The 24,928-nt window shown below is 60.9% G+C and carries 25 protein-coding genes; 14 read left to right on the forward strand and 11 right to left on the reverse strand.

Annotated features, from left to right (window positions below):
• Positions 1-96: 96 nt before the first annotated feature.
• The 7 genes from ACQKIK_RS13765 to ACQKIK_RS13795 form a co-directional block, all read right to left on the reverse strand.
• Positions 97-879 carry a hydroxypyruvate isomerase family protein gene (locus ACQKIK_RS13765; protein WP_499136341.1) on the reverse strand — a complete coding sequence of 261 codons (783 nt, stop codon included), beginning with the start codon at positions 877-879 and terminating at the stop codon, positions 97-99.
• Positions 876-1,763 (reverse strand): NAD(P)-dependent oxidoreductase, encoded by an 888-nt coding sequence (locus ACQKIK_RS13770; RefSeq protein ID WP_499136342.1) that lies wholly within the window; start codon positions 1,761-1,763, stop codon positions 876-878. The genes ACQKIK_RS13765 and ACQKIK_RS13770 overlap by 4 nt, the downstream gene beginning before the upstream one ends.
• Before the next feature lie 68 nt (positions 1,764-1,831).
• Entirely contained in the window at positions 1,832-2,155 is a 324-nt protein-coding gene (locus tag ACQKIK_RS13775; RefSeq protein ID WP_499136343.1) for a protealysin inhibitor emfourin, read from the reverse strand.
• A gap of 23 nt (positions 2,156-2,178) precedes the next feature.
• A complete protein-coding gene (locus ACQKIK_RS13780; RefSeq protein WP_499136344.1) occupies positions 2,179-3,237 on the reverse strand; it encodes a M4 family metallopeptidase in 1,059 nt (352 codons plus the stop codon).
• Positions 3,238-3,408: 171 nt separating this feature from the next.
• Positions 3,409-3,741 (reverse strand): hypothetical protein, encoded by a 333-nt coding sequence (locus tag ACQKIK_RS13785; RefSeq protein WP_499136345.1) that lies wholly within the window; start codon positions 3,739-3,741, stop codon positions 3,409-3,411.
• Between the two features lie 136 nt (positions 3,742-3,877).
• Positions 3,878-4,204: a hypothetical protein gene (locus tag ACQKIK_RS13790; protein ID WP_499136346.1), complete on the reverse strand. Its 327-nt coding sequence runs from the start codon at positions 4,202-4,204 to the stop codon at positions 3,878-3,880.
• Between the two features lie 52 nt (positions 4,205-4,256).
• Positions 4,257-4,583, reverse strand: a complete 327-nt coding sequence (locus ACQKIK_RS13795) for a hypothetical protein (protein WP_499136347.1) — start codon at positions 4,581-4,583, stop codon at positions 4,257-4,259.
• A 323-nt stretch (positions 4,584-4,906) separates the two neighbouring features.
• Here ACQKIK_RS13795 and ACQKIK_RS13800 point away from each other — a divergent pair, with 323 nt between their 5' ends.
• The 4 genes from ACQKIK_RS13800 to phnE all read left to right on the forward strand — a co-directional run bounded on the left by ACQKIK_RS13800 (position 4,907) and on the right by phnE (position 8,275).
• Complete coding sequence (locus tag ACQKIK_RS13800; protein WP_046162537.1) at positions 4,907-5,758, forward strand: putative selenate ABC transporter substrate-binding protein; 852 nt, start codon at positions 4,907-4,909, stop codon at positions 5,756-5,758.
• A 77-nt stretch (positions 5,759-5,835) separates the two neighbouring features.
• On the forward strand, positions 5,836-6,684 hold the full coding sequence (locus ACQKIK_RS13805) for a phosphonate ABC transporter ATP-binding protein (protein WP_499136348.1): 849 nt from the start codon (positions 5,836-5,838) through the stop codon (positions 6,682-6,684).
• Positions 6,678-7,511, forward strand: coding sequence for a PhnE/PtxC family ABC transporter permease (locus tag ACQKIK_RS13810; RefSeq protein WP_499136349.1), 834 nt, complete (start codon positions 6,678-6,680; stop codon positions 7,509-7,511). Before ACQKIK_RS13805 ends, ACQKIK_RS13810 begins: the two co-directional genes overlap by 7 nt.
• Positions 7,508-8,275: a phosphonate ABC transporter, permease protein PhnE gene (gene phnE, locus ACQKIK_RS13815; RefSeq protein WP_499136350.1), complete on the forward strand. Its 768-nt coding sequence runs from the start codon at positions 7,508-7,510 to the stop codon at positions 8,273-8,275. The genes ACQKIK_RS13810 and phnE overlap by 4 nt, the downstream gene beginning before the upstream one ends.
• 13 nt (positions 8,276-8,288) lie before the next feature.
• On the opposite strand, the gene ACQKIK_RS13820 is transcribed toward phnE, so the two are convergent.
• Entirely contained in the window at positions 8,289-8,606 is a 318-nt protein-coding gene (locus ACQKIK_RS13820; protein ID WP_128118774.1) for a DUF2288 domain-containing protein, read from the reverse strand.
• A gap of 199 nt (positions 8,607-8,805) precedes the next feature.
• On the opposite strand from ACQKIK_RS13820, the gene ACQKIK_RS13825 reads away from it, so the two are divergent.
• The 6 genes from ACQKIK_RS13825 to ACQKIK_RS13850 all read left to right on the forward strand — a co-directional run bounded on the left by ACQKIK_RS13825 (position 8,806) and on the right by ACQKIK_RS13850 (position 15,383).
• On the forward strand, positions 8,806-9,924 hold the full coding sequence (locus ACQKIK_RS13825) for a branched-chain amino acid ABC transporter substrate-binding protein (protein WP_499136351.1): 1,119 nt from the start codon (positions 8,806-8,808) through the stop codon (positions 9,922-9,924).
• Positions 9,925-10,177: 253 nt separating this feature from the next.
• The gene (gene livH, locus ACQKIK_RS13830; RefSeq protein WP_045425061.1) at positions 10,178-11,101 is read left to right on the forward strand and encodes a high-affinity branched-chain amino acid ABC transporter permease LivH; all 924 of its coding nucleotides are present in this window, start codon (positions 10,178-10,180) and stop codon (positions 11,099-11,101) included.
• Positions 11,098-12,354 carry a high-affinity branched-chain amino acid ABC transporter permease LivM gene (locus ACQKIK_RS13835; protein ID WP_486036574.1) on the forward strand — a complete coding sequence of 419 codons (1,257 nt, stop codon included), beginning with the start codon at positions 11,098-11,100 and terminating at the stop codon, positions 12,352-12,354. Before livH ends, ACQKIK_RS13835 begins: the two co-directional genes overlap by 4 nt.
• On the forward strand, positions 12,351-13,118 hold the full coding sequence (livG, locus tag ACQKIK_RS13840; RefSeq protein ID WP_148924536.1) for a high-affinity branched-chain amino acid ABC transporter ATP-binding protein LivG: 768 nt from the start codon (positions 12,351-12,353) through the stop codon (positions 13,116-13,118). Before ACQKIK_RS13835 ends, livG begins: the two co-directional genes overlap by 4 nt.
• Before the next feature lie 2 nt (positions 13,119-13,120).
• The gene (locus ACQKIK_RS13845) at positions 13,121-13,822 is read left to right on the forward strand and encodes an ABC transporter ATP-binding protein (protein WP_200637448.1); all 702 of its coding nucleotides are present in this window, start codon (positions 13,121-13,123) and stop codon (positions 13,820-13,822) included.
• A 205-nt stretch (positions 13,823-14,027) separates the two neighbouring features.
• Positions 14,028-15,383, forward strand: coding sequence for an 8-oxoguanine deaminase (locus ACQKIK_RS13850; RefSeq protein WP_499136352.1), 1,356 nt, complete (start codon positions 14,028-14,030; stop codon positions 15,381-15,383).
• A 184-nt stretch (positions 15,384-15,567) separates the two neighbouring features.
• Here ACQKIK_RS13850 and ACQKIK_RS13855 read toward each other — a convergent pair whose 3' ends face one another.
• Entirely contained in the window at positions 15,568-16,092 is a 525-nt protein-coding gene (locus ACQKIK_RS13855) for a nucleoside 2-deoxyribosyltransferase (RefSeq protein ID WP_499136353.1), read from the reverse strand.
• An 853-nt stretch (positions 16,093-16,945) separates the two neighbouring features.
• Between ACQKIK_RS13855 and xdhA the strand changes: the two genes are divergently transcribed.
• From xdhA to guaD, 4 genes are all read left to right on the forward strand, one after another.
• Positions 16,946-18,385: a xanthine dehydrogenase small subunit gene (gene xdhA, locus ACQKIK_RS13860; protein WP_499136354.1), complete on the forward strand. Its 1,440-nt coding sequence runs from the start codon at positions 16,946-16,948 to the stop codon at positions 18,383-18,385.
• The gene (gene xdhB, locus ACQKIK_RS13865; RefSeq protein WP_499136355.1) at positions 18,378-20,768 is read left to right on the forward strand and encodes a xanthine dehydrogenase molybdopterin binding subunit; all 2,391 of its coding nucleotides are present in this window, start codon (positions 18,378-18,380) and stop codon (positions 20,766-20,768) included. The genes xdhA and xdhB overlap by 8 nt, the downstream gene beginning before the upstream one ends.
• Positions 20,769-20,913: 145 nt before the next feature.
• A complete protein-coding gene (gene xdhC / locus ACQKIK_RS13870; RefSeq protein WP_499136356.1) occupies positions 20,914-21,762 on the forward strand; it encodes a xanthine dehydrogenase accessory protein XdhC in 849 nt (282 codons plus the stop codon).
• 166 nt (positions 21,763-21,928) lie between these two features.
• On the forward strand, positions 21,929-23,233 hold the full coding sequence (gene guaD / locus ACQKIK_RS13875) for a guanine deaminase (RefSeq protein ID WP_499136357.1): 1,305 nt from the start codon (positions 21,929-21,931) through the stop codon (positions 23,231-23,233).
• A gap of 347 nt (positions 23,234-23,580) precedes the next feature.
• Here guaD and ACQKIK_RS13880 read toward each other — a convergent pair whose 3' ends face one another.
• Entirely contained in the window at positions 23,581-24,021 is a 441-nt protein-coding gene (locus ACQKIK_RS13880) for a metal ABC transporter solute-binding protein, Zn/Mn family (RefSeq protein ID WP_499136358.1), read from the reverse strand.
• On the reverse strand, positions 23,966-24,721 hold the full coding sequence (locus ACQKIK_RS13885; protein WP_045425046.1) for a GntR family transcriptional regulator: 756 nt from the start codon (positions 24,719-24,721) through the stop codon (positions 23,966-23,968). Before ACQKIK_RS13885 ends, ACQKIK_RS13880 begins: the two co-directional genes overlap by 56 nt.
• Positions 24,722-24,928 lie beyond the last annotated feature (207 nt).

Genomic DNA, 24,928 nt, shown 5'->3' on the forward strand with positions numbered 1-24,928 from the left:
GGTCGTGCGCCGACCGATTCTCGGAACTGACTCTAGGGTTCTAACGTGCGTCTGTCTGTCACCATCACTTTCGCTGATGCCGGCCGATGCGACGGGTCAGCTCTGCTGCCAAGCCTCTAGCCAACCAAGGCTGTTTGAGGTGCCGGCGCTATCGGGGCGGTATTCAGCCGCCAACCAGTCGGAATAGCCCACCGCTTGCAACGCTTCGAGTAGCGGTCCGAACGCTATCGAACCCGTGCCGGGCGCACCACGGCCGGGACAGTCAGCGAACTGCACATGACCTATCCTCGATCCCAGCAGCCGGATACCCGCGGCGACGTCCAGCCCTTGACGGGCCATGTGATAGAGGTCCAGCTGAGCCTGGCAATTAGGATGGTCGACACGCTCCAGCAGCGCTTGCAGATGCGCGGGTGTATTGATTAGAAAACCGGGCATGTCGAGCGGATTGATCGCCTCGCACACCACTCGAACTCCAAGCAATGCGAACGCCTCGGCGCTTTTGCGCAGGTTGGCTACCAGGGCTTCCAAGGCTTGCTCACGCGTGACACCTTCGGCCAGCCGGCCCGGCAAGACGTTGACGCACAGTGGGCGCGTCATGGCCGCATAGGTCAGGCCTTCCTGAAGCGCCGTATCGAACTCAGCCTGCCGTGACGGCACCGCCGCCAGCCCCGCACCGCCCTGCATGAAATCGCCAGCAGGCAGGTTAATCAGCACCAGCGGCAGACCCGCACGCTCCAGCAACTCCTTTAGCTGCAGCGCCGGGAGCTCGTAGGGAAACTGGATTTCTACGCCATCGAACCCGGCAATCCGAGCGGCCATGATGCGCTCGGCCAACGGCAGTTCGGTGAACAACATGGACAGGTTGGCTGCAATCTTCATTGATCTTGCTCCCGAAACATCCTGACCAGCGTGGAAGGGTCATTTTCCAGCTCGCCCTGACTACCGTGCAGGCGCATCAGCTGTGCGGCGAGGCCGGTCATGGGCGTGGCCCCGCCTGCTTCACGAGAGAGCTGCACGGCCGTGTCGAGGTCCTTGAGCAGGGTGCGAACGCGCCACTTCACCGGCTCGAACTCGCTGTGGGCCATTTGCGGGGCGAGGATCTGCAGCGGTTTGGAATCGGCGAAACCGCCAGCCAGTGCCGACGCGATGAGAGTGGCGTCGACCCCGCAGCGTTCGGCCAAAGCCACCACTTCGGCGATGACCAATGCATTACAGGCGACGATCATCTGGTTACAGGCTTTGGTCACCTGGCCGGCGCCGACGTCGCCCATGTGGGTCAACCGCTGGCCGAGGTGTGCCAACACGGGTCGAACCCGTTCGACATCCTCGCCGCGCCCGCCTGCCATGATTGCCAGGCTGCCCGTCTCGGCACCCGCCGTACCGCCGGACACCGGTGCATCGACCCAGCGCATGCCGCTGCGGGATTCGAGTTCGGCGGCCATGGCGCGCGTGGCCGTTGGCTCCAGACTGGAATGATCGACCAGCAATTGGCCCGCTTTTGCTCCCTCGACGATACCACCCGAACCAAACACCACCTCACGTACCACCGCGGTGTCTGCCAGACAAAGCAGCACCATGTCTGCGTCACTGCACAGGTCGGCCGGATTGCCAGCCTGTCGCGCGCCAGCCTCTACCAGGGGCGCACATTTTTCGGGGGAACGGTTCCAGACCGTCAATCGATAACCGGCAGCGAGCAGCCGGCGGCACATTGGCAGGCCCATCAGGCCGATGCCGGCAAAAGCGATCGTTGGCAAATCAGACATGCGGGTGGTTCCTGTAAAACCGGGCCCGGGATTCTAGCGCCGCTCAAGCTCCGATGGCCAAGCCGGCCTCAAAGCAGCTCCCCTTTGTCCCACAAACGCACCAGCTCCCCAGGCGCTTGCTCTTCGGGGACTTGCAGCAGCATCTCGCCGTCATGCTCGTTTTCGCGGTAATGAAGCTCGATCTGGTAGTAACGACGATCGCCCTGCCCGGCGTCGGCACTTGCCAACGGAAGGCAGCCTTCCAGCACGGAGCAAATCTGGCCGCGTTGGCGTTCGTCACAGCTGGCGAAATCGATCTCACGCGGCAGAGAGAGTGCCTGCATCGCGGCGAACCCGCCCTGCCGCGAGAGGCGAACGGTTGCTTCTTTGCCCAGCGGTGGTAGCTGTTTCATGACGTCGCCTCGTTGGGGCCTGTTTACGGCACAAGGACACCGACATCTGTCCATGCCTGCCTTACCGCCTGAACCTCGCTACTGCCGCCATCGAAGCGGATCACCGCGTTATCGAGCGTCAAACCAGCGAACGCGACAAAATCCGCATCCTTGGCCAAACGCTGATCACAAAGGGTGTCATACCAGATGCGCCCAGCCTTCTCCCAGGCATAACCACCGAGCGCCCGAGCGGCGAGATAGAACGCGCGATTGGGAATGCCGGAGTTCAGGTGCACACCACCATTGTCGTCACGGGTGTCGATAAAGTCGCGCATATGCGCTGGCTGTGGGTCCTTGCCCAACAGCGGGTCGTCATAGGCGCTGCCGGGGCTGGCCATTGAGCGCAGTGCCGAGCCGCTCACCTTGTCGGTCAGCAACTCGGCGCCGATCAACCAATCGGCCTGGTCCGCTGTCTGCTTGAGGCTGAACTGTTTCACCAACACGCCGAACACGTCGGATAGCGATTCATTCAGGGCACCGGACTGATCGGAGTACAGCAGCCCGGCCTCGCTTTCGATGACGCCATGGGTCAGCTCGTGCGCCACGACATCCAGAGACCGCGTGAAGCGATTAAAAATCTCGCCGTCACCATCGCCAAAGACCATCTGCGCGCCGTTCCAGAAAGCATTCTCGTAGCCAACGCCGTAGTGCACCGTGCCGATCAGCGGGAAACCATGATTGTCGATCGAGTCGCGCCCGAACACCTGCCAGAAGCATTTGTGGGCGTTGCCGAGTGCATCGTAGGCCTCGTCGACCGCTGCATCGCCGACCGGCGGCTGTTCCTCGATTCTTGCCAGCATCCCAGGCAGCAACATCTGCTGCCCTGCATCGTGAATGCTGCGTCGCGGTTCGCCCGGCAGGTCTCGTTCAGGCAACACGCTGACGATTGGCTGACGGTTGGGTGGCCCGGGGTTGGGCAGCAGATGATGAATATGGGACAGGGTGCCGAGCGCTCGCTCGCGCTGTGGGGCGGAGCCGTGCTCAATAATCCGGCTGAGTACGTAAGGCGGAATGAAGCCGTGGCGCATGGTTGAGTTATGCATGGGTTCCCCTTCAGCCAGCTCGCTTGCAAGGCATCCACGCACGTTGATCCGATTACGGCGCAGCGTTGTCGTGCCGGCTGTTTTCGATGTCTGCTTTCAGCAGGCTAGAGCAAAAGCCCAAGTCGGCAAGCCGCAAATGGGGTGCTTTGATTTGGGGAGCGCGGCGGGGATTCAGCCAGTGATCGAGCTGTCGTTGGCGGCAACATGCACCTCAGCGATCACGCTGCTGCGGTTGAGCGCTTCGATAGCCTGGTCGAGCTGCTTGACGCAGAGGTCTACGGCCATTTGGCGCAAAGACTCTGGCCACTCATGGTCGGTAACCGGTTCGATCATATCCAGGATGTCGGTATAGCCGACGAGCATCCCATGCTTCACCTTTAGGGTTTCGCCAGCTGAAAGAACTGTGAGCGGGTCTCGCGAGGTGATTACCGCCCCCGCGTCGAGCAGTCCGTCGATGTGTTTACGCAGGGCATGGAGTGCGCGCTTGTCCCGGGTCGAATCCATATCAAAAAGCCATCATCCATAAAGGCGGCGGATTCTACTAAATGTGACAAGCATCACAAATGTAATTTCGAATCTGCCGCACCGACCTTGCGTTATGGACTCGCCCAGAGTCAATCTGTGGGCGCAGCGTTATGCGTTAGCGCTTCGAAATGCTATGCATCATGGGGCTTCTCTTCGGTTCGCCAGAGGTACCGAAGTCATCCTGACGAGTATCAACAAGCTGACCCAGGCAAATCTCGACAGCGACGTGCCGTGATTCTGAGCACGGCCAAACATGCCTGGCGATGACGGCAACCAAGCTCCGAATGCCGGTCTCATTGAAGAGCCTTCCATTACGCACCGTGAGTGTGCAGTCGTGAAAATCGATGGTGATCGGACAGCGCTCGGTCAGGCCTGCTCCGGCGCTGAGCAAATAATCGATGTGCCGGCGCAACGTATGATTTTCACGACGTTCGGAGCGCATGGCGGTCATCTGCCGGCCCGGGTGTGCATCACCGCTAGCTGATCGTCCTGCATTAGCACGCTTGGCCTTGCTTGACCGAAGCGCCATTCTCCGGATTGTTTTCAAGCTCGGTGTCAATGGCCTCGTCGAGCTGACGGCAGCAAAGATCAGCAGCCATATCGCGCAATGACTCCGGCCATTCGCCGTCTGTGGTCGGCTCGATCAGCGCGAGCGATTTGTAGTAACTGATGAGCATGCCGTGCTCGACCCGCAGGGCCTGACTGCCATCGAGCAGGATTAACGGATCCCGCTGGGTAATAACGGCGCCGCTCGCCAAGAGCGCATCGATGTGTTTTCGCAGCGCATGAAGCTTCCGCTTTTCTTCTCTGAAATCACTCATGCCGCAACCCTCGTCCTTGAAGGCCCAAGATTCTAGTCAAACCTTGATGGCACTTAAATATCTAAATGCCACTACTGCCATCATTCTCCGCTCTGAGCTGAACATCATTTGATCCATGTCATTCTCACCTGCGCCTATGCAGGGGGCTGGCACAGTACATGTGGGTTCCCGGCCGGATAGACAGCGCACCAAACTCGCCACACCCCGCCGTTTACCTCCGTTTCGCCAAGCGGCAGCGCCATCTCGGCCAGACGCTTGCGTTGGCGCAGCCTTCTACCTCTATAATCCGCGCGCTTTTTCCGCTATTGAACCGGAGAACCACAATGCTGAAGCGCACCCTGGCAGCCGTCACCGGCCTTGCCCTCTCGTTGTCTATTGCCACCACCCATGCCGCCGACGTACTTCGCGTATCGGCCATCCCCGACGAAGCCCCGACTGAGCTGATTCGCAAGTTCGAACCGCTGGGCCAATACCTCGAAAAAGAACTGGGCATGCCGGTGAAATTCACTCCGGTCTCCGATTACGCGGCAGTTGTCGAAGCACTTGCTTCCGACCGCCTCGACCTGGCCTGGCTCGGCGGTTTCACCTTCGTCCAGACTCGCCTGAAAACGGGCGATGCGATCCCGCTCGTACAGCGTGAGCAGGACGAGAAATTCACCAGCAAATTCATCACTGCCGATCCCGAGGTCAAAACGCTGCAGGACCTCAAGGGCAAGACCTTTGCGTTTGGCTCCGTGTCCTCGACCTCCGGCAGCCTGATGCCGCGCTACTTCATGATCAAGGACGGCATCGACCCCGAGCAGTTCTTCAAGCGCATCGCCTATTCCGGCGCCCACGACGCCACGGCCGCCTGGGTTCAAGCTGGCAAGGCCGACGGTGGCGTACTCAATGCCTCGGTTTGGGACAAGCTGGTCGCGGCTGGCAAGGTCGACACTGACAAGGTGCGGGTGATCTCAACCACGCCGCCCTATTACGACTACAACTGGACCGTACGCGGCAACCTGGAGCCAGCGCTGGCCGAGAAGATCAAACACGCGTTTCTCAAACTCGACCCGAAGAACCCGGAACACAAGAAGATTCTTGATCTTCAGGCCGCAACACGCTTCATCGAAACGCGCCCGGAAAATTACGAAGGCATCGAGGAAGCCGCGCGCGCCGCTGGCCTGTTGAAGTGAGTTCCGCCAGTCGGTCCGCTGCAACTCTGCGGACCGCTCGGGCAGTACCAGGCGAGCACGCTTGAATGAGCGTGACGATGCTGTCTTCGAGCCCGCGCACTTCGCTAACAAACCAGACCGAACCGGCCCTGAGCCTGTCCGGCGTAAGCTACTGCCATGCCAACGGTCACGTCGCACTGCGCGACGTTGACCTGCAGATCGCGAAAGGCGAGCGCGTTGCGCTCATCGGTCCCTCTGGCGCAGGCAAGACCACCTTGTTGCGCTTGCTTGCCACGCACGTGCAGCCGAGCAATGGTGAATTCGAACTGCTCGGCTGCCAGCCCTGGGCGTTATCAGTCGGTGCCCGGCAGAAACTGCGTGGTCGCATCGGTCTAATTCATCAGGCACCACCGCTGCCACCTCGCCAACGCGTGATTACCTCGGTGCTGGCCGGGCGGCTGGGGCAATGGTCGCTCGGCCGCAGTCTGCTCAGCCTGGTCTACCCGCTGGACAAGAACGGCGCAGCCGAAGTACTGGGGAAGCTGGATCTGGCAGACAAGCTCTATGAGCGCTGCGATCAGCTGTCCGGTGGTCAGTTGCAGCGCGTCGGCATCGCCCGTGCGCTGTACCAGAGCCCGAGGCTCATGCTGGCAGACGAGCCGGTATCCGCGATGGACCCGGTGCTAGCGGCTTATTCGTTGAACGTACTAAACCGCGAAGCGACGCGTTGCCAGGCCACACTCATAGCCAGCCTGCACGCGGTCGAGCTGGCGCTGGAGCACTTCCCTCGGGTGATCGCGGTTCGTGACGGGCGAATCCTGTTCGATAAAGCATCCAACACCGTGACGGCGGACGAGCTCGATGCGCTCTATGCCAACGACCAGCTAGAAGGCTTCGCACGTGTTGAGCCGACGCCGGGCCAGAGCCTGCATATTCCTCGATGCTGAACCCCGCCCTCACCCAGCGCGACCCTGCCGCTCGCTCACGCCTGTTGCTGACATTGGTAGCGCTGGCTCTGCTTTGGCCTGGACTGTCATTAAGCGAGCTGGATCTCAGCGTGCTCGTCGATGGCAGCAACGCCGACACCATGGGCGTCTTTTTGTCCGGTTTCTGGCCTCCGGCACATGACACGGAATTTCTACTTCTGCTGGGACGTGCAACGCTGGAAACGCTCTCCATCGCCACGGCGGGTATGGCGCTGGCGCTTGCTGTAGCCATTCCCTGCGCGCTTCTGGCAACGCGCGCGCTGTCGATTTCGGCCCTGAGTCGCGGCGGTCGTCCGCACTGGTGGGCGCAGGCCGTTCGCTGGCCCGTTCGAGGGCTGCTGATCCTGCTACGCAGCGTGCCGGAAATCGTCTGGGCGCTGCTCTTCGTGCGGGCCGTCGGCCTTGGTCCAACGGCTGGCGTACTGGCCATCGCCATCACCTACGCCGGCATGCTCGGCAAGGTCTACGCAGAAATCTTCGAGTCGGTCGATCCGCTGCCGACGCGCGCATTGATCGGCGCGGGCGGTTCACGTCTGCAGGCGTTTGCCTACGGCGTGCTGCCACAGGCAACGGGCGAGATGCTGTCCTATACTGTCTATCGCTGGGAGTGCGCCATCCGTGCGTCGGTCGTCATGGGCTTTGTCGGTGCGGGCGGGTTGGGTCAGCAGATGGATCTGTCGATGCGCATGTTCGCTGGCGGCGAAGTGGCGAGCATGCTGCTGACCTTTCTCCTGCTGGTGCTGCTGGCGGATCTGTTCAGCCAGCTGCTGCGCAGAAGGTTCGTATGAAGTCGCTTGCTCGCTATGCGCTACCGCTATTGCTAATCATGGCTGTGGTCGCTTCGTTCGCCTACTTGCAGCTCGACACCAGCGCACTGATGAGCCGTGATGGCGCAGTGCAAATGGGCGAATACGCTGCTGCTTTCTTCAGCCCAGATCTGTCGGCACCGCACCTACGCGCAATCGCTTACGGCGCCTTGGAAACACTGGCGATGTCGGCCATCGGCACGCTTCTCGCGGCTGTGCTCGGTTTGATACTGGCGCTGCCAGCCTCCGGACGCTTCGGATTGGTCACCCAGGGTGCTTCACGACTGCTGCTCAATGCGCTTCGTGCGATACCCGAACTCGTCTGGGCGGCGCTGATGGTGCTGGCGGCGGGCCTGGGACCGAATGCTGGCACCCTGGCCCTGGCGCTGCACACAGCCGGTGTGCTGGGTCGCCTGTTCGCCGAAGCACTGGAAAACACACCGAGCGCGCCAAGCGAGGCGTTGCGGCTGGCCGGCAGTGGGCGGATCGGTGCGTTCTGCTACGGCACCCTTCCGACGCTATGGCCGCAGATCATGGCTTATACGCTGTATCGCTGGGAGAACAACATCCGCATGGCCAGCGTGCTCGGCTTTGTCGGCGCCGGCGGCCTCGGACAGATGCTTTACATGAGCCTCAGCCTGTTCCAGGAGGCCCAAGCCTCGACAGTCATTCTGGCCATGCTGCTGATGGTACTGGCAGTCGATGCGTTGAGTGGCTGGGCGCGCCAGCGCTGGGTGCGCAGCTAGCGACTGACTTGAATCAGTGCAGGCTGGGCTTCGCTGCCCTTTCCTGCACCAACACCCAGGGCGCAACAACAACGGCCCAGAGTGACGGATCGCGTTCAAGCCAGTCTTGGGCCTGCTCTGCCTCAAGCTTGCCGAGATGGCCTTCTGCTAGCCATGCGGTCACTTTTTCCCGATCATCCTCAGCGACCGCCTGTGCCGCAGCGATCAGATCAAAGTCACTGGCCACCCGCAGCAGCGCGCCACGAGCAAAGAACGGTTGCAGCTCCTGCCAGGTAATCGAGGCTGTTTCACCCAGCAGCTTGGCATAGAGAGTGCTTGATTCTTCGCTCATGAGGTTCACCCGGTCTAAAGGGGCGCAATGATAGCGCTCGGGTAAATCTCATCAAGCGGATGGAATTCCTGACTGTGCAAACAGGTGCTGACGCTTCTACACTGTGCCGGTACAGTTGCCGTACCGTTTGGGGACGTTGAGCCCTTAACGACACTGCAGCCCGCAGGATCCAAACAATAATGATGCAAGTGGAGCGCATATGAAGACCAAGCAGCGTCTTTCGAAACTATTCATGGCTATCGCTTTGACGGGTGCAGCGAGCTACACGCTGGCCGCCGACAACATCAAGATCGGCTTGGCCGGTCCGGTTACCGGGGCTGTCGCGCAGTACGGGGACATGCAGTTCATCGGTGCCCAGATGGCCATCGAGCAAATCAACAAGGAAGGTGGCGTCAACGGTCAGCAGCTTGAAGGTATCGTCTATGACGACGCCTGCGACCCCAAGCAGGCCGTAGCGGTTGCCAACAAGATCGTTAACGACGAGGTCAGCTTCGTCGTAGGTCACCTCTGCTCCAGCTCCACCCAGCCGGCGTCCGATATCTATGAAGACGAAGGCATTCTGATGATTACCGCAGCGTCGACCAGCCCGGACATCACCTCTCGTGGCTACGAGCTGATCTTCCGTACCATCGGTCTGGACAGCCTGCAGGGCCCGACCGCCGGTAACTTCATCGCTGACACCGTCAAGCCGAAGAATGTGGCTGTCATCCATGACAAGCAGCAGTACGGCGAAGGGATCGCGACCGCGGTCAAGGAAACCCTGGAGAAGAAAGGCGTCAAGGTTGGCCTGTTCGAAGGCATTAACGCTGGCGACAAGGACTTCTCCTCGATGATATCCAAGCTCAAGCAGGAGAATGTCGACTTCGTCTACTACGGCGGCTATCACCCAGAGCTGGGCCTGCTGCTGCGTCAAGCGAAGGAAAAGGGTCTGAATGTCCGCTTCATGGGCCCTGAAGGCGTAGGCAACAAGGAAATCTCCGCCATTGCAGGCCCGGCTTCCGAAGGCCTGCTGGTCACCCTGCCGAAGTCGTTCGATCAGGATCCGCGCAACCAGAAGCTGGTCGACGCATTCAAGGCGAAGAAGCAGGACCCGAGCGGCCCGTTCGTGTTCCCGGCCTACGCGGCTGTTCAAGTCATTGCCGAGGGTATCGAGAAAGCCGGCAGCACCGACACCGCCAAGGTGGCCGAAGCGCTGCGCAGCAACACCTTCGATACTCCGACCGGCAACCTTTCGTTCGACGAGAAGGGTGACCTGAAAGACTTCAACTTCGTGGTTTACGAATGGCACCAGGACGGCACCAAGACCGAAGCCAAGTGAACCTATAACCAACCGACCCAAAGCCCACGGCATCCGCCGTGGGCTTTGTTTTAGCTGATCGGAGCCAACCCGGCCACAAGCACGGGACGCCCAGCAACACTTTCAACCAAGCGAGTGGCCTGTAGAACTGGCCCGCCTCGACAGGTAGGTGCGTGATCCGCACCGAGTCCACGGCGCTGCATTCTCCCTGCAGCGTTTTCGAAGCAGGTCCGCATTGGCGGCAAGCACGGCTGCGGGTGTTCAGGAGAACGTAATGCCTGAGCTTTACCACTACTTCCAACAGCTGATCAACGGCCTGACCGTCGGCAGCACCTATGCCTTGATAGCCATCGGTTACACGATGGTCTACGGCATCATCGGCATGATCAACTTCGCCCACGGCGAGGTGTACATGATCGGGTCGTATGTCACCTTTATCGCCATCGTCGGGCTGACCATGATGGGGCTCGATTCGCTGCCAATCCTCATGATCGGCGCGTTCGCCGCCGCCATGATCGTCACCAGCGCCTATGGCTACAGCATCGAGCGGGTTGCTTATCGACCGCTACGGGGCAGCAACCGACTGATCCCGTTGATCTCCGCGATCGGCATGTCGATCTTCCTGCAGAACGTCGTCCTGCTTTCCCAGGACTCCAAAGACAAGGCGATCCCCAACCTGATGCCCGGCAACTTCATCTTTGGCGAAAGCGCCATGAACGGGGTGGTGATTTCCTACATGCAGGTGCTGATCTTTGTCGTCACCATCATTGCCATGATGGGTCTGACGCTGTTCATCTCCCGCTCTCGCCTGGGCCGCGCCTGCCGTGCCTGCGCCGAAGATCTGAAGATGGCCAACCTGCTCGGCATCAACACCAACAGCATCATCGCCCTGACTTTCGTCATCGGCGCTGCGCTGGCGGCCGTTGCAGCCGTTCTGATCAGCATGCAATACGGCGTGATCAACCCGCACATCGGCTTCCTGGCCGGCATCAAAGCCTTTACTGCTGCGGTGCTTGGCGGTATCGGCAGCATCCCGGGCGCCATGCTCGGCGGCCTGGTGTTGGGTGTCGCTGAAGCGTTCGGCGCCGATATCTTTGGTGATCAATACAAGGATGTGGTCGCGTTCAGCCTGCTGGTACTGGTGCTGCTGTTCCGTCCGACCGGCATTCTCGGCCGTCCGGAGGTTGAAAAGGTATGACTCGCAATCTGCGCACTGCCTTTTTCAGCGCACTGTTGGTATTCGCTGTAGCGGTACCGGTGTTCGGCCTGAAACTCACCACCGTCGGCATTCGCCTCGAAGTTCATGGCAGCGACGCGACGACGTTCTGGATCATCGCGGCCTGCGCCGTGGCCATGTTCTTCTGGCAGCTGTTCCGCCACCACGCGGCGGCTGGCTGGGCGGCGACCCCCAACCTACCGAGCATACCGGCTGGTGCGGGCAACTTCCTGACCCTGCCATCGACCCAGCGCTACATCATCATCGGCCTGATTCTGCTGGCACTGGTGTGGCCGTTCTTCGGTTCACGCGGCGCGGTGGACATCGCCACGCTGATCCTGATCTACGTGATGCTCGGCCTCGGCTTGAACATCGTGGTCGGCCTGGCCGGCTTGCTGGATCTTGGTTACGTCGGGTTCTATGCCGTTGGCGCTTATACCTATGCCCTCCTCTCGCATTATTACGGGATCGGGTTCTGGGTCGCGTTGCCGATTGCTGGTGCCATGGCCGCGCTGTTCGGTTTCCTGCTGGGCTTCCCAGTGCTGCGTCTGCGCGGGGATTACCTGGCGATCGTGACCCTCGGCTTCGGTGAGATCATCCGTCTGTTGCTGCGTAACATGACCGATCTCACCGGCGGCCCCAATGGCATCAGCGGCATCGACAAACCAACACTGTTCGGCCTCTCGTTCGACCGTCGCGCTGCCGAGGGCATGCAGACGTTCCACGAGTTCTTCGGCTTTGAATATCAGTCGATCAACAAGGTGATCTTCCTCTATCTGATTGCCGTGCTGCTGGTGCTGCTGACACTGTTCGTCATCAACCGCCTGCTGCGCATGCCTATCGGCCGCGCCTGGGAAGCGTTGCGTGAAGATGAGATCGCCTGCCGTGCGCTGGGCATGAACCCCACCGTGATCAAGCTTTCCGCGTTTACCCTAGGTGCAACGTTTGCAGGCTTCGCCGGTAGCTTCTTCGCGGCGCGCCAGGGACTGGTGTCACCGGAATCGTTCACCTTTATCGAATCGGCCATCATCCTCGCCATCGTCGTACTGGGCGGCATGGGCTCGCAGCTGGGGGTGATTCTCGCCGCCATTGTGATGATCCTGCTGCCTGAACTGATGCGTGAGTTCAGCGAGTACCGCATGCTGATGTTCGGCGCCTTGATGGTGCTGATGATGATCTGGCGTCCGCAGGGGCTGCTGCCCATGCAACGCCCCCACATGGAGCTGAAGCGATGAGCCGCCCGATTCTCGAAGTAAGCGGCCTGACCATGCGCTTCGGCGGCCTTCTGGCCGTCAACGGGGTGGGCCTGACCGTACATGACAAACAGGTGGTCTCGATGATCGGCCCCAACGGCGCCGGCAAGACCACGGTATTCAACTGCCTGACCGGCTTCTACCAGCCCACCGACGGCAAGATCCTGCTCGACGGCGAAGCGATCCAGGGCCTGCCCGGCCACAAGATTGCCCGCAAGGGCGTGGTGCGGACATTCCAGAACGTTCGCCTGTTCAAGGACATGACCGCCATCGAAAACTTGTTGGTCGCCCAACACCGGCACCTGAACACGGGCTTTCTGTCCGGCCTGTTGAAGACCAAGGCGTTTCGCAAGAGCGAGCGCCAGGCAATGGATTTCGCCGCGCACTGGCTCGATCAGGTCAACCTGACCGACATTGCCAACCGCCCGGCCGGCACCCTTGCCTATGGCCAGCAACGCCGTCTGGAAATCGCGCGCTGCATGATGACGCGTCCGCGCATCCTCATGCTCGACGAGCCGGCAGCGGGTTTGAACCCGAAGGAAACCGAAGACCTGAAAGCGCTGATCGGCATGCTGCGTGACCAGCACAACGTGACGGTTCTGCTCATTGAGCACGACATGAAGCTGGTCATGAGCATCTCCGACCATATCGTGGTGATCAACCAGGGCTGTCCGCTGGCTGACGGCACGCCGGAGCAGATTCGTGACAATCCGGACGTGATCAAAGCCTATCTGGGAGAGGCGTAACCATGCTGTATTTCGAAAACGTCTCGACCTTTTACGGCAAGATCCAAGCGCTGCATAACGTCAACGTGGAAGTCCGCAAGGGCGAGATCGTGACCCTGATCGGCGCCAACGGTGCTGGAAAGTCGACCCTGCTGATGACGCTCTGCGGTACGCCCATGGCGTCCGAGGGCAGCATCCGTTTCGAGGGCGAGGAGCTGGTCGGCAAGCAGACCTTCGACATCATGCGCAAGGACATTGCCGTGGTGCCCGAAGGGCGGCGCATCTTTGCTCGGCTGACGGTCGAGGAAAACCTGGCCATGGGTGGGTTCTTCACCAACAAGGCGGACTTCCAGGAGCAGTTGGACAAGGTGCTGTTGCTGTTCCCACGACTCAAGGAGCGTTTCCAGCAGCGTGGCGGCACCATGTCCGGCGGTGAGCAACAGATGCTCGCCATTGCCCGTGCATTGATGAGCAAGCCCAAGCTGTTGCTGCTTGACGAGCCGTCGTTGGGACTGGCGCCTATCATCATTCAGCAAATCTTCGACATCATCGAACAGCTGCGCAAAGATGGCGTAACCATCTTCCTGGTCGAGCAGAACGCCAACCAGGCGCTGAAGCTGGCCGACCGGGCTTATGTGCTGGAGAACGGCCACATCGTCATGCAGGGAAGCGGTGAGGAGCTGCTGGTCAACCCCAAGGTTCGCGACGCCTACCTGGGCGGCTGAATCGAGGCAAAAGAAGGAGCCGGGCAAATGCCCGGCTTTTTCATGCGCGCACGTAGGGGATGACAAGCGAGGGCCGGGCCTTTATCGTGCTCTGCGTCGCGTCTTACCCGACACCCATCTGGGCGTCCCGACGAGACCCCTGGATCAGCAGACAGGGCATAACTGAGCTGGCTCATTTCTGAACTCAACTCAGGAGAAGCCGGCCATGACTGCCAGCCGTATCTGGATCAAGAACCCCCTCGCCCTCTACACCGCCAACGATCAGAAAGCCCCTGGCGGGCTGGTAATCGAGAGAGGCGTGATTGTCGAAATGCTCGACGCCGGGCAATCGCCCTCGACGCCTGTCGACAGCACCTTCGATGCCCGTGAACACGTTGTGTTGCCAGGGCTGATCAACACGCACCACCACTTCTATCAGACGCTCACGCGAGCCTGGGGCCCTGTGGTCAATCAACCGCTATTTCCATGGCTGAAGACCCTGTACCCGGTCTGGGCACGCCTGACGCCGGATCGCCTGGCGCTCGCCAGCAAGGTCGCGCTCGCCGAATTGCTGTTGTCCGGCTGCACCACCGCGGCCGATCACCACTACCTGTTCCCGGATGGCCTGGAAAACGCCATCGACGTGCAGATCGACGTTGTTCGCGAGTTGGGCATGCGCGCCATGCTGACCCGCGGCTCCATGAGCCTGGGTGAAGCCGACGGTGGGCTGCCGCCGCAACACACCGTGCAGACGGCCGAAGCGATCCTGGAAGACAGCGAACGGTTGATCGGCCGCTATCACGAGCGCGGCGCCGGCGCGCAGATCCAGATCGGCCTTGCGCCCTGCTCGCCGTTTTCAGTTACACCGGAAATCATGCGCGCTACCGCCGCTCTGGCTGAACACCACGACGTGCGCCTGCACACGCACCTGGCCGAAACCCTGGACGAAGAAGAGTTCTGCCTGCAGCGCTTCGGCCTGCGCACGGTGGATTATCTGGACAGCGTCGGCTGGCTATCGGAGCGCACCTGGTTGGCGCATGGCATTCACTTCAACGAGGACGAAATTGCCCGCCTCGGCGCGGCCGGCACCGGCATCTGCCATTGCCCATGCTCCAACATGCGACTGGCGTCGGGCATTTGCCCCACCGTCGCGCTGGAAGCGGCAGGCGCGCCAATCGGTCTTGGCGTGGATGGTTCGGCCTCCAACGACGCGTCCAACATGATTCTAGAAGCCAGGCAGGCGCTATACATCCAGCGCCTGCGCTACGGTGCAGAAGAGATCACGCCTGAGCGGGCCTTGGGTTGGGCCACGCGCGGTTCGGCTCGGCTGCTGGGTCGTCAAGATGTGGGTGAATTGGCGGTGGGCAAGCAGGCCGATCTAGCCCTGTTCAAGCTCGACGAGCTGCGTTTCTCCGGTAGCCATGACCCCATTTCCGCGCTGCTGCTGTGCGGCGCTGACCGGGCCGACCGGGTGATGGTGGGTGGCCAGTGGCGGGTGGTCGACGGCCAAATCGAAAGCCTTGACGTGGCCGGACTGATCGCCAACCACAGCCAGGCGGCACGCGAGCTGATCGCGGGCTAGCCCCACCGCTGAGGTTTCGCTCAAAAGACTGGCGAGTCGTATGACCGGCGAGCAGCGACGCTCGCCGGCGCCAGGACTGAGCAGTCAGCTTCTCAGTTCTTCGATTCGCCAATCTTGAGCGCAAACACGCCCGTCAAAAGCAAACTGCCGCGCCAGGGCCGACGGCCAGTTTGCTCAGGCGAGCCTAGGCATGCGGCGTTGGGCGCAGCGCCTTGGCCATGCATTGCAGGGCCTCACGCGGCCCACCGCAAATCAGCGTAGCGGGCACAGCCAGCATCAAGTTCACGGGCAGATCGAACGCCTCTAGTTGCAGCCCATCGCAATCGAGGCCGGACACACCACATAGCTGCGGATGCTGGCGCTGCAGGCGCTCGGCATAGCTGCCCTCCCCGTCCAGATAGCCATAGATCGACTTGCCCTGAGCCGCGGCATAACCGACTTCGAAACTGGTGCCGCTGTCCGGCTCACCACCGCGAAAGAAGTTCAGATCGGCAAGCACCGCATCGGCTTGATCGAGCAAGTCCAGGTTAGCCCGGTAGATCCACGCCGCCTGCTCACGCGGTGCCACGATCCCGTTCGGTACCTGCTTATCAAGCGGATACAAACCGATGAAGCCGAACTCGCTACACAACGCTTTGAGCCGCTCACCATGTTCAAGGGCGTCCGACCGGAACACACCGGGGCCGGCGAGGTAAATACGCAACGTCATTGAGGTTTCCGTACGACTGAGCAGGTCATAGCCCGATCAGCGCAAGCACAATGAAGGAGGCGAACAGCACGAACAGGGTCGTCCCTCGATCGCGTAAGTTTCACCTTCGTTCAAATTGATAACGGCAAAAATGATAGTGATCAGAACGACGGTTAGCTGCGCCGGCGTCATCACTGCCTGAAACGGCTGGCTACTATAACAGCGCCAACGCTTCGATGATCGGCTGCCCGAATCACCGTAGACAGCGCGGCACCAAGCGCAATGCAAACCGCTGACTGCTTGCGGCTGGCCAGGCGTCGCGCAAGGTGGTCAGAGCATCCTGTACAGCCGCAATGCGCCTACGACAAGACAGCAAAATGGGCGCTGCTCAGGGTTTGGCCAGGCTCACCGAAGTTCCCTTAACGCTTGACTCCCCGACGCACTAAGCCGTAGCAAACGCCGCTTCGCATGCACCGTTCCGGATCGGCGGAGCCAAGCGCAGGGTTAGAAAGCCGCCAGGTCGCTGAACCGCTTCCGTAACTGTCCAACTGGTCAGCTTTTTGCATCTGATGCGGTAATGCTTGAGACCGACAGACTAAGCGGCATAAGCGTAGGAGCGGGCTCATCCAGCCCGCCCCCAACAAAGCCATTCTCGCTTCGCCGACTCCACGCCTGTCGCCCCAGGCAGCAAGAACTGTCTGCCCGAGCCACACTCAAGGCGTATTCAAACCTGCCATTTGGCGTTGAATGTGGTCATCCAAGGTCTGTCCATCGGACGCATTGACTTTTGAGTCAGTAATTTCTTGACCGAAAAGTCAGATAACGATAATTTCCACCGCCAGAGCCCAGAACAAAAATGCCCCGGAGGCCCGCCTTGATCCAGTTTCTTCTCAATCGAGAACTGCGCCGTGAGCAGACACTCGATCCAAATACCACCGTGCTGGAATACCTGCGTGAACACCGCGGCAAGCCCGGCACCAAAGAAGGTTGCGCATCCGGCGATTGCGGTGCCTGTACCGTCGTAGTCGGAGAGCTGGACGGAGAAAAGCTGCGCTACCGCACGCTCAATTCCTGTCTGACCTTCGTCTCTGCGCTGCACGGCAAGCAACTCATCACCGTGGAAGACCTCAAGCATCAAGGCCAACTACACAGCGTTCAGCAGGCGATGGTCGATTGCCACGGCTCGCAGTGCGGTTTCTGCACGCCCGGATTTGTCATGAGCCTGTTCGCCCTGCAGAAGTCGGCGGACGGTTACGACAAGGCGGACACCCATGAAGCGTTAGCAGGCAACCTCTGCCGTTGCACCGGCTACCGTCCGATTCTCGAAGCTGCCGAGCAGGCGTGTTGCGGCAAGCAGCCGGACCAGTTCGACGCCCGTGAAGCCGACACCATCGTCCAGCTCAAAGCCATCGAGCCGCGCGAAACCGCCGAGCTGAACAGCGGCGACAAGCGCTGCCTGTCGCCATTGACGGTAGGCGACCTGGCGGAGATCTACGGCGCCAACCCCGAAGCCCGCCTGCTCGCTGGCGGCACCGATCTGGCGCTGGAAGTCACCCAGTTCCACCGCGAACTGCCGGTGATGATCTACGTCGGGCATATCGCCGAGATGAAGAAGGTCGAAGTGACAGACACCAGCATCGAGATCGGTGCAGCCACGCCGCTGACCGACTGCTACGAAGCGCTGGCCAACGAATACCCGGACTTCGGCGAGTTGCTGCATCGCTTCGCCTCTCTGCAGATCCGCAATCAGGGCACCCTGGGCGGCAACATCGGCAACGCCTCACCCATCGGCGACTCGCCACCGCTACTGATCGCGCTGGGTGCGCAGGTCGTGCTGCGCAAGGGTGGCAACAGCCGCACTCTGCTGCTGCAGGACTACTTCATCGACTACAAGGTCACCGCCCGTGAACAGGGCGAGTTCATCGAAAAGATCATCGTGCCGCGTGCCCAGACCAATCGGGTGTTCCGCGCCTACAAGGTCTCCAAGCGCCTGGACGACGACATCTCCGCCGTCTGCGCCGCGTTCGATCTGAAGCTTCAGAACGGAATCATCGAAGATGCCCGCCTCGCCTTCGGCGGTATGGCCGCCATCCCGAAACGCGCGGCTGCTTGTGAACGAGCACTGATCGGCGCGCCGTTCAACGCCGACACCATCGAGCAGGCCTGTGAAGCGCTGGAAAAAGACTTCACGCCGCTGACCGATTTCCGCGCCAGCCGCGAATATCGCCTGCTAGTTGCACAAAACCTGCTGCGCAAATGCTTCCTCGAGCAACAGAGCCCGGAAGCCGAGACAAGGGTGACCGCATATGCATAAGCCAACCAAGACCCAAGAAGAACTCGCAGCCCTGTTCACCCAGGATCTGGTCACAGGCGTTGGCCGCAGCGTCAAGCACGACAGCGCGCCCAAGCACGTCACCGGCGAAGCGGTATATGTCGATGACCGTCTGGAGTTTCCCAACCAGCTGCATGTGTACGCCCGCATGAGCGACCGCGCCCATGCCCGTATCGTCAGTATCGACACCAGCCCCTGCTACGACGTGCCGGGTGTCGCCATCGCCATCACCGCCAAGGATGTACCTGGCCAGTTGGACATTGGCGCCGTCATGCCAGGTGATCCGCTACTGGCTGACGACAAGGTCGAATACGTCGGCCAGCCGGTGATCGCAGTCGCCGCCGACAGCCTGGAAACCGCACGTAAAGCGGCCATGGCCGCCATCATCGAATACGAAGATCTGGAACCGGTGATCGACGTGGTCGATGCCTTGCGCAAGAAGCACTTCGTGCTCGACAGCCATACCCACAAGCGCGGCGACTCCAGCGCGGCACTGGCCACCGCGCCGCGCCGACTGCAAGGCAGCCTTCACATCGGCGGGCAGGAACACTTCTACTTGGAAACCCAGGTGTCCTCGGTGATGCCGACCGAAGACGGCGGCATGATCGTCTACACCTCGACGCAAAACCCAACCGAAGTGCAGAAGCTGGTCGCTGAAGTGCTCGGCGTCTCGATGAACAAGATCGTCATCGACATGCGTCGTATGGGCGGCGGGTTCGGCGGCAAGGAAACCCAGGCAGCCGGCCCGGCGTGCATGTGCGCGGTGATCGCGCACCTCACCGGCCGCCCGACCAAGATGCGTCTGCCACGCATGGAAGACATGACCATGACCGGCAAGCGCCACCCCTTCTACGTCGAATACGACGTCGGCTTCGATGACGATGGCCTGCTGCACGGCATCGAGATCGACCTGGCTGGCAACTGTGGCTATTCGCCGGATCTCTCTGGCTCCATCGTCGACCGCGCCATGTTCCACTCCGACAACGCCTACTACCTGGGCGATGCCACCATCAATGGCCATCGCTGCAAGACCAACCTGGCGTCGAACACCGCCTACCGCGGCTTCGGCGGCCCGCAAGGCATGGTCGCCATCGAGGAGATCATGGACGCGGTGGCCCGCGAGCTGGGCAAGGACCCGCTGGATGTGCGCAAGCGCAACTACTACGGCAAGACCGAGCGCAACGTCACGCCCTACTACCAGACCGTCGAGCACAACATGCTCGAAGAGATGACCGCCGAACTCGAAGCCAGCAGCGACTATGCACGCCGCCGCGAGGAAATCCGCGCGTTCAACGCCAAGAGCCCTATTCTGAAGAAAGGCCTAGCACTGACCCCGGTGAAGTTCGGCATCAGCTTCACCGCCAGCTTCCTCAACCAGGGCGGCGCGCTGGTGCACGTCTACACCGATGGCAGCATCCACCTGAACCACGGCGGCACCGAGATGGGCCAGGGCTTGAATACCAAGGTTGCCCAAGTGGTGGCAGAGGTGTTCCAGGTGGACATGGATCGCATCCAGATCACCGCCACCAACACCGACAAAGTGCCGAATACCTCGCCAACCGCCGCCTCCAGCGGCACCGACCTGAACGGCAAGGCAGCGCAAAATGCCGCGCAGACCATCAAGCAGCGGCTGATCGAGTTTGCCGCACGGCATTTCAAGGTTACCGAAGAGGACGTCGAGTTCAAGAACGGCCAAGTGCGCATCCGTGACCAGTACGTCTCCTTCGACGAGCTGATCCAGCAGGCCTATTTCGGGCAGGTTTCGCTGTCGTCCACCGGCTTCTACCGCACACCGAAGATCTACTACGACCGCAGCCTAGCGCGCGGTCGGCCGTTCTACTACTTCGCCTACGGCGCGGCCTGTTCGGAAGTGATCGTCGACACCCTGACCGGCGAGTACAAGATGCTGCGCAGCGACATCCTGCATGACGTGGGCGCCTCGCTGAATCCGGCCATCGACATCGGTCAGGTCGAAGGCGGCTTCGTCCAGGGCATGGGCTGGCTGACCATGGAAGAGCTGGTCTGGAACGACAAGGGCAAGCTGATGACCAGCGGCCCGGCGAGCTACAAGGTACCGGCCGTTGCCGACATGCCGCTGGATCTGCGGGTCAAGCTGGTGGAGAACCGCAAGAACCCCGAGGACACGGTGTTCCACTCCAAGGCAGTCGGCGAGCCGCCGTTCATGCTCGGCATTTCGGTCTGGTGTGCGATCAAGGATGCCGTCGCCAGCCTGGCCGACTACAAGGCCCAACCGAAGATCGACGCACCAGCGACGCCAGAGCGAGTGCTATGGGGTGTGGAGCAGATGCGTAAGTTCAAGCGGACCGCTGCGGCCGTTCCGGCAACCGAAACCACGCCAGCCTGAAACTCAATGGTGGGCTGAAGCCCACCCTACGAGCTACACCGGCCTGACGTGGGGTGGACAACGCTTTGCTTGTCCACCATCGACATAACTTGATCGTTTTGGTGGAAGACATTTCGCGGTCTCCCGCCCTACGAGGGACATAAACATGAGCAACACGGCCTGGATCGACGCGCTCGCCGACCTGCAACACCAAGGCGAACCCTGCGTGCTGGTGACCATCATCGAGGAGCGCGGCTCGACGCCGCGCAATGCCGGCTCGAAGATGGTAGTCAGCCGCGAGCGCCTGTACGACACCATCGGCGGCGGGCATCTGGAATACAAGGCGCAGCAGATCGCCCGTGAGATGCTGGAAAACCGCAGCCGCGACACCCGTCTCGAACGCTTCTCCCTCGGTGCCAGCCTCGGCCAGTGCTGCGGCGGCGCCACGGTATTGCTGTTCGAACCCATGGGGCAGCCGCAAGCGCATATCGCCGTCTTTGGTGCCGGCCATGTCGGTCGTGCCCTTGTGCCATTGCTCGCCAGCCTGCCGTGCAAGGTGCGCTGGATCGATTCGCGTGAAAGCGAATTTCCGGCCCAGATTCCTGCCGGGGTGGAAAAGGTCGTCAATGACGACGTGGTCGACGAGGTGGAAAACATGCCCGCCGGCAGTTACTTCATCGTCATGACCCACAACCATCAGCTCGACCTGGAACTGACTACGGCCATCCTCGAACGCAACGATTTCACCTACTACGGGCTGATTGGCTCGAAGAGCAAGCGCGCCAAGTTCGAGCACCGCCTGCGCGACCGTGGCTTCCAGCCGGAAACCGTACAGCGCATGCGCTGCCCGATGGGTATTGCCGAAGTGAAGGGCAAGCTGCCGGTGGAGATCGCCATATCCATCGCCGGCGAGGTGATCGCCATCTACAACGCCAACTTCGGTGAAAAAACCGCGGATGGCAAAAAGCTCGTGCCTATGCTGGTTCCGGCCTCGCGGCGTTCGCAAATGGGTTGATGCCCAAGGCATCACAGCTCGTAGCGTAAGAGCGCAATTGCTCACGAATGAACTCAACGCGACAGGATTGCCAGCAAGCTGGCTCCTACGAATAGCACCGAAGCCTTTGGAATTACCCGTTGATTCCGGGCCGGAACACATACACCACGAATTTTTGAGAACCACCATGTCCCAAGCCAAAGCCTACCGTGCCGCCCTGCTCCACTGTCTCGCCGATCCGCGCGAGGTGGGCATCGAGCAGTCCCATGAGTATTTTGAAGACGGCTTGCTGGTCGTCGAGGACGGTAAGATCGTCCAAATGGGTGATGCGGCCGAATTGCTGCCGACTCTGTCCGCCGGCACTGAGGTCGTCGAGTACCTCGACGCGCTGATCACTCCAGGCTTCATCGATACCCATATTCACTACCCACAAGTCGGCGTCATCGGCTCTTATGGCGCACAACTGCTGGATTGGCTGGAAACTTATACCTTTCCGAACGAAGGGCGCTTCAGCGACATGGCCCACGCACGCGAGCAAGCCGATCTTTTCCTCGGCGAGTTGCTGCGCAACGGCACCACCACGGCGCTGGTGTTCGGCACGGTGCACAAGCAATCGGTGGATGCCTTCTTCGAAGCGGCGGAAAAGCTCAACCTGCGGATGATCGCCGGTAAGGTTTTGATGGACCGCAACGCGCCGGATTTCCTCACCGACACCGCCGAATCAGGCTATGCCGACAGCAAGGAGTTGATCGAGCGCTGGCACGGCAAGGGTCGCCTGCATTACGCCGTGACGCCGCGCTTCGCGCCGACCAGCACGCCGGAGCAACTGACCCTCGCCGGCAAGCTGTTCGCCGAGTTTCCGGGCCTGTACATGCACACGCATATCTCCGAGAACAAGCAGGAGGTGGAATGGGTCAAGGAGCTGTTCCCCGAGCGTAAGGGGTATCTGGACGTCTACGACCACCACGGCCTGATCGGCGCACGCTCGGTATTCGCTCACGGCATCCACCTGTGCGATGACGAATGCAAGCGCCTCGGCGAGACCGGTTCGGCAGTCGCCTTTTGTCCCACCTCCAACCTTTTCCTCGGCAGCGGTTTGTTCGATCTGGCAAAGGTCGAAGGCTACGGCGTGCGGGTGGGCCTGGGTACGGATGTCGGCGGCGGCACTAGCTTCTCGCAGCTGCAAAGCCTCAATGAGGCCTACAAGGTGCTGCAGCTGCAGGGTCAGAAGCTGGATGCATTCAAGGCGCTGTACCTCGCGACCCTCGGCGGCGCGCGGGCGCTTTATCTGGACGACAAGATCGGCAACCTGCAACCGGGCAAGGACGCCGACTTCGTCGTACTGGACTACAAGGCCACTCCGCTGATCAGCTACCGCCTGAGCCAGGCGACTACGCTGCAGGAAAAACTCTTTGCGCTGATGATTCTGGGCGACGACCGCGCGGTGAAGGAAACTTATGCGGCAGGGGTTTCGGTGCACCGGAAAGCGTAAGCCGAATACCGCTGTGCAAATAGGTTTCGATGCCGCGAGTATTGAGACACGCGAAACAGGTTGGCTAAAGCGGAGCGCCGCCCGGCCCACCTTACGCAGCCCCACAAGTGAAGACCGCGTACCGCACCGCGGGCTTCGTCCACTGTAGGGTGGGCTTCAGCCCACCGCGACGGGGCCGCAAACGATTGGTGGGCTAAAGCCCACCCTACTTCATGGCAACGGAGCGCCGCCGGTCCACCCTATGCCTGTACTGGCATGCAGCGCGTAGGGTGGATGTCGCCTTTTACATCCACCACTAGACCGCACGGAGCTCGATGAAGGCTTGGATCGATGAAGCCTGATCCGCCCTACGGCTTCAATGCGGCCATCAAGGTGTCCAGATTGTGCTCGAACATCCCGAGATAGGTACTGGCCGGCCCCTCACTGGCCAGTGCATCCGAATACAGCGTGCCGCCGACCGTGGCGTCGGCCTCATGGGCTATCTGCGGATCAGCCGCCGGTCCCGGATCTTCTCGACGAACACGGCCCGCACGCCTTCGCTGTGTATCTGCTGAATCAAAGGCCGCCACTTCCGCAGCCGAAGGCTCGTCATGGGTGGACAACCCCTGCGGTGCGATGAATTCCAGCTGCCAGGCCTGCCCCAGATAACCGAATGCATCATGGCTGGTGACCAGTTGCCGCTGCGGCGTCAGAGACGCACCGAGCCAGCACCGCTTGAAGCTGGACGGAAAATTAGCGGGCGGTACGCGGCTTTTTCTTGGCCAGAGCCAGGTGCGAAAACACCGCATGGAGATCATCCGACGCGCTGTCTTCATCGAGGTTGAGTTTGCTGTCGATATGATCCATGTGATGCATCATCAGGCGCACCGCCTTTTCGCTGTCGCGCGCGGCGATGGCGTCGATCAATTCATTGTGCTCGTCAAACGAGCAATGCGAGCGATTGCCGCTTTCGTACTGCGCGATGATCAGCGAGGTTTGCGATACCAAGCTGCGCTGGAAGCTCACCAGCGGCGCGTTCTTGGCGGCCTCGGCCAGCTTCAGGTGAAACTCGCCGGACAGACGAATCCCCGCGCCGCGATCACCGCGTGCAAAGCAATCCTGCTCATCGGTCACCATCTGCCGCAGTTCGCTCAGCTGGTCGGCGCTGGCGTGCTGCACAGCCAGTTCGGTAATGGCGCGCTCGACCATGCGCCGGGCAAAGAAGATCTGCCGCGCTTCGTCAACACTCGGGCTGGCAACCACCGCGCCGCGGTTCGGCCGCAGCAGCACTACACCTTCATGGGCGAGCCGTGACAGGGCACGGCGAATGATGGTGCGGCTTACACCGAAGATCTCGCCCAACGCCTCTTCGCTGAGCTTGGTGCCCGGCGCTAGTCGCTGTTCAAGGATTGCATCAAAGATATGAGCGTAAACGATGTCGTCCTGGGTCCCGGTACGGGCCTTGCCGCTTCGTGTCGGCTTTTTCAAAGGCTGCAACTGTTCGTTCATGGTGACTCGCGTCGGAGGGGTCGGCAGGTTCGAACTTTACTGCCTTTCGTAACGCAGCTGGGAGACGCCAATACGAAAACAAGCAAATAAAGCGCATTTTATTGTGCACAATCGGTGCACCAAGAATATTTCTATAACTCAAGCAGCCGCGCTAATTCGCACGCTTTCGCCTGTCACATCGCAAGCTGAATCAGGGAATACGCGGCG

This window comes from Pseudomonas sp. NPDC047961 (assembly GCF_050272435.1).
In the GTDB taxonomy this organism is placed as follows: Bacteria; Pseudomonadota; Gammaproteobacteria; order Pseudomonadales; family Pseudomonadaceae; genus Stutzerimonas.